This window comes from Mesorhizobium sp. M7A.F.Ca.CA.001.10.2.1, assembly GCF_003998575.1.
Classification (GTDB): Bacteria; Pseudomonadota; Alphaproteobacteria; order Rhizobiales; family Rhizobiaceae; genus Mesorhizobium.
Window position 1 is genome coordinate 1 of sequence record NZ_RZQY01000541.1, and the last position, 4,224, is coordinate 4,224.

Annotated in this window: 3 protein-coding genes; 1 reads left to right on the forward strand and 2 read right to left on the reverse strand. The window is 64.7% G+C overall.

Annotated elements, in window-relative coordinates:
* Window positions 1–315: 315 nt before the first annotated feature.
* On the forward strand, window positions 316–1,830 hold the full coding sequence (locus EN964_RS26790; protein WP_127267931.1) for a malonyl-CoA synthase: 1,515 nt from the start codon (window positions 316–318) through the stop codon (window positions 1,828–1,830).
* Between the two features lie 36 nt (window positions 1,831–1,866).
* Here the strand turns inward: EN964_RS26790 and EN964_RS26795 are convergent, their stop codons facing one another.
* Window positions 1,867–3,906, reverse strand: a complete 2,040-nt coding sequence (locus tag EN964_RS26795; RefSeq protein WP_127267932.1) for an ABC transporter ATP-binding protein/permease — start codon at window positions 3,904–3,906, stop codon at window positions 1,867–1,869.
* Window positions 3,907–3,967: 61 nt separating this feature from the next.
* Window positions 3,968–4,224, reverse strand: a 257-nt coding sequence (locus tag EN964_RS26800; protein ID WP_164776008.1) for an amidohydrolase family protein, incomplete at its 5' end; no start/stop codon positions are given.

Sequence of the window (4,224 nt, forward strand, 5' to 3'; positions counted from 1 at the left end):
AATGTGCCCTGGACGGCAATGCCGACGGTGCCGTCGAGGCACTGCTCAACCATTACCAGTTGACTGCCGCCATGTGCATGAAGCGCTTCGAGCAGGACGACGAAACGAAGGAACTCGCCGGCAAACGCGCTCGGCGATAACAGCCGATTCCCGGCGGGCTCTTGCGCTCGTTTCTTGCTCGCACTCTGCGTCGGCGAGGCTGGCGTGAACCGCTGTCGGCGGGCTTGACGGCGCGGCCAAGAACCGCGAACCCTCGCCGCCGAGGCATGCCGCGACAGGCGCATGCTCAGCGCCGCCGCACCCAGGGATGTCTTCATGAGCAATCATCTGTTCGATGCGTTCCGGTCCCGGATGCCGGCGCCAGCGCGCTTGCTGATGGAAACCGATGATGGGCGCTCGCTCACCTATGGCGATATGCTGGCCCGCTCGGCGCAGCTTGCGCATGCGCTCCTGCAACTCGATGTCGAACCCGGTGACCGCGTTGCCGTGCAGGTCGAGAAGAGCCCGGAAGCGGTCCTGCTCTATCTCGCCTGCCTGCGAGCCGGCGCCGTCTTCCTGCCGCTCAACACCGCCTACACATTGGCCGAGCTGGAGTATTTCTTCGGCGACGCAGAGCCACGCCTGGTCGTCTGCGATCCGGCAAGAGCGGCCGACGTCGGCGCGCTGGCGAAAAAGTCGGGCGCCGTCACCGTCACGCTCGGCCGCGACGGCCGGGGATCGCTGCCCGATCGAGCCTCGCGGCTGCCGATGGATTTTCATGACGTAGCGCGTGGGCCGGATGACCTCGCGGCGATCCTCTACACGTCGGGAACCACCGGCCGTTCGAAAGGCGCCATGCTCAGCCACGAGAACCTTGCTTCGAACGCGCGCGTGCTGGTCGAGCACTGGCGTTTCACTGGAGACGACGTGCTGATCCACGCATTGCCGATCTTCCACACGCACGGCCTGTTCGTCGCCACCAATGTCGTCCTGATGGCCGGCGCCTCGATGCTGTTCGAGCAGAAGTTCGATCCGGCCCGCATCGTCTCGCTGCTGCCGCGCGCCACCGCCCTGATGGGGGTGCCGACCTTCTACGTGCGCCTGCTGCAGCAGGATGGGCTGGACCATGAGGCGGCAAAAAACATCCGTGTGTTCATTTCCGGGTCGGCGCCGCTGCTGGCCGAGACGCATAAGGCCTGGCGCGAGCGCACCGGCCACGCGATCCTCGAACGCTACGGCATGACCGAGACCAACATGAACACCTCGAACCCCTATGAGGGCGAGCGGCGCGCCGGTACCGTCGGTTTCCCCTTGCCCGGGGTCACGCTCCGCATCGCCGATCCCGACAGCGGCGCAGCGCTTGCGCAGGGTGAGGTCGGCATGATCGAGGTCAAAGGCCCCAACGTCTTCGGCGGCTATTGGCGCATGCCGGAGAAGACCAAGGCGGAATTCCGCGCCGACGGTTTTTTCATCACCGGCGATCTCGGCATGATCGACGCCGACGGCTACGTCCACATTGTCGGCCGCGGCAAGGACCTGATCATATCGGGCGGCTACAACATCTATCCGAAGGAACTTGAAAGCGAGATCGACGCGCTCGACGGGGTTAGCGAAAGCGCCGTCATCGGCGTTGCCCATCCGGATTTCGGCGAAGGCGTCACCGCTGTCGTCGTGCGGGCGCCGTCATCGCGGATCACCGATGCCGAAATTCTCGCCGCTATCGCCGGGCGGGTGGCGAAATACAAGCATCCGAAGCGGGTGATCTTCGTCGATGAACTGCCGCGCAACACCATGGGCAAGGTACAGAAGAACCTGCTGCGCGACACCTACAAGGACATATACGCATCATAGTTGTGCGGCGCCTGGGGCAGGGGCGCCTTACTCGCCTTACTCCTTGCGCGACCTTTCGGCCCGACTGCCGGAGCCCCACAAGGCGCGCTTCAGCAGGTTGCGCTTTCGTGGGACGAGGTTGATGTCGCTGACAAGCTTGGCGCCGCCCTCGCGCCGTTCCAAGGTGATCTTGCGGCTATGGAAGGCTTCCAGCTCGGCCCGGTGCGCCACGCTGATGATGGTGACATCAGGCAATTCACGGATCACCGTCGCCATCATGGTGTCCTGGCTCTTCTCGTCGAGCGCCGAGGTTGCTTCATCCAGCACGACGATATCGGGGCGGTGCAACAGCAGGCGCGCGAAGGCGAGACGCTGCTTTTCGCCGCCCGACAGCGTCTGGTCCCATGGCGCTTCTTCCTTGATCCTTTCGGCAAGGTAGGCGAGGCCGACCTTGTCGAGGGCGGCCTTGATCTGCTTGATCGTCCACTTATCCGCCGCCGCGGGATAGGCGACCGCGCGGCGAAGCGTGCCCGAGGGGATGTAGGGGCGTTGCGGCAGCATGAACAGTCGCCTGTCGGCGTGGAAATTGACGCTGCCGCCGCCCCACGGCCACAGGCCCGCGACGGCCCGCACCAGCGTCGACTTGCCCGAGCCGGATTCGCCGGCCACCAGCACCCGCTCACCGGGTTCGATCGCAACCTCGGTCTCCTTGACCACGGCGGTGCCGTCGTCGAGCGTCACGGAGAGATCGTCGAGGCTGAGCATGGCACCGTCATCGGTTTCGCCGTGCTGGATGCGCCCAAGCGCGTCGCTCTGCTCCGCACGCTCGAGCCCGTCGAGCGACATCATCAGCGATGCTATGCGCCGCGCGGAGGCGTTCCAGTCGGCAAGACGCGGGTAGTTGTCGACCAGCCATCCGAACGCGCCTTGCACGATGCCAAAGGCGGACGCTGCCTGCATCACCTCGCCAAGCGTCATTGAGCCTTCGAGGAATTTTGGCGCGCACAGCAGGATCGGCACGACCGGCGCAAACAGGCTCGATCCCTGCGACACCGCCGCCGTGCGCATGTGCTGGCCCGTCAGCAGCGCCCATTGCCTCAGCACATGGCCGAAATTCCTGTCGATGCCGCTGCGCTCCTCTTCCTCGCCGCCCAGCAAGGCGATGCTCTCGCCGTTTTCGCGCACGCGCGTCAGCGTGTAGCGCAGTTCGGCCTCCGCCTGGTTCTTCCGCTCGGAGAGCTGGACGAAATTGCGGCCGATGACCACCATCGCGGTCGAGGTGATGGCGGCATAGATCATCGCGGTGATGACCAGGAAGCCGGGGATGGTGATGCTCTCGCCGCCGATCGGCAAAGTGAGCGCGCCGCCGATGGTCCACAGCACGACGATGAAGGTCGAGGCAGACAGGAACGCGTTGAGGACGCCGGCGATGAAATCGACCGGCGACTCGGTGGCGATGCGCAGATCCTCGGTCATGCGGGCCTCGGGGTTCTGGTGGTCGCCGCCGACGAGATTCAGTTGGTAGTAGCGGCCGCCTGCCAGCCAGCGCGCGATGACCGCGGTGGTCAGCCAGGAACGCCAGCGGCGCTGGATCGTCATGCGCAGGTAGACCTGCGCGACGACAAGGCTGCCGCTGCAGATTACCAGCGGCACGAAGACGGCGCTGAGGAAATAGACGCTGCGGGCGTTGCGCTGCTCGAGGGCATCGAACATCGAACGGTTCCAGACATTGATGCCATACTGGAAGCCGATATTGATGCAGATCAGCAGCAGCACCCCGATCGTCAATGGCCAGGCGAGCCGGTCGCCGCGCCGGCTCCAGTAACCGCGCGCGCTGATCCAGAAACGCCGCAGCAGATATTTCTTGCGCTCCTGCTCGGCCCCTTCGGGCGTCAGTTGCGGATCGGGCTCGACAGCATCCGGCGGTGGCCCCGGCTGGCCGTCGACCTCCGGGGCAGCTTCGGCACTCGACAGCTTTTTTTCGCGCAGCTCCTCGTGGCGTGGCCTTTGGTCACGCGGAGCTTTCTGTGGCGGCTTCAAGGCACCGCGCGGTTTGATGCCGTCGGCCTGTTTCAATTTGGGTTTCGCCTCGGACATACGCTCCGACAACGACCTCAAAATCAAAAGGTTTCATGACGTCAGCCGACTTGACCTGATATCAACGCACAGTGTCGGAGCCGGCCGCAAAAACCTTTTCGCCGCCGATCCAGACGCCCTTCGTGTCGAGATCGTCCGACAGAGCGACAATATCCGCAGCCGTGCCGTTGGCGAATCGGCCAAGTCGGTGCGACTGGCCGATTGCTTGCGCCGGATAGAGTGAGGCCATGCGCAAAGCCTCGGAAAGCTCGACCCCGACGACGCGGTGGATGAAACGAACGGCCGCACCATCTATCGAAGGGACGGCAGCCTGAGGCT

Bases quoted from the DNA above. Each gene is read 5' to 3' on its own strand.
- EN964_RS26795 (WP_127267932.1), bottom strand. From the start codon at position 3,906: ATGTCCGAGGCGAAACCCAAATTGAAACAGGCCGACGGCATCAAACCG.
- EN964_RS26790 (WP_127267931.1), top strand. From the start codon at position 316: ATGAGCAATCATCTGTTCGATGCGTTCCGGTCCCGGATGCCGGCGCCA.